The sequence below is a fragment of the Bradyrhizobium forestalis genome (assembly GCF_002795245.1).
In the GTDB taxonomy this organism is placed as follows: domain Bacteria; phylum Pseudomonadota; class Alphaproteobacteria; order Rhizobiales; family Xanthobacteraceae; genus Bradyrhizobium; species Bradyrhizobium forestalis.
In genome coordinates, this window is record NZ_PGVG01000139.1 from 1 (window position 1) to 449 (window position 449).

At 66.1% G+C, this 449-nt stretch carries 1 pseudogene; it reads right to left on the minus strand.

From position 1 onward, the window contains the following. Positions 1 to 429, minus strand: a pseudogene (gene narH / locus CVM73_RS38840) (nitrate reductase subunit beta); the annotation flags it as partial. Positions 430 to 449 lie beyond the last annotated feature (20 nt).

Consider the following 449-nt stretch of genomic DNA (forward strand, 5'->3'; position numbering starts at 1 on the left):
GTTGGGACCCCACTTGATGGTGGGCATGTACTCGCCGGTCAGCTGGCTCTTGGCGCGCGCCACCGGAAGTGCCGGGGAGTCCTTGGGGGCCGAGAGCAGCTTGTCGTACTCGTAGGTCCACGGCTCGTAGTAGTCCTCGACCGTGGGCATCTCCGGGTTGGCGAAGATGTTGACCAGGCGGCGCAGGCGCCCGCCCGAACGGGGCCGCAGGCGGCCCGAGGCCGTGCGCTCCCAGCCGCCGCGCCAGGTGTCCTGGTCCTCCCACCCCTTGGGGTAGCCGACACCCGGGCGGGTCTCGACGTTGTTGAACCAAATGTACGCGGTGCCCTCGCGGTTGGTCCAGGCCTGCTTGCAGGTCACTGAACAGGTGTGGCAGCCGATGCACTTGACGAGGTTCATCACCATTGCGATCTGGGCCATGACCTTCATCAGAAAGTCACCTCCTGGTC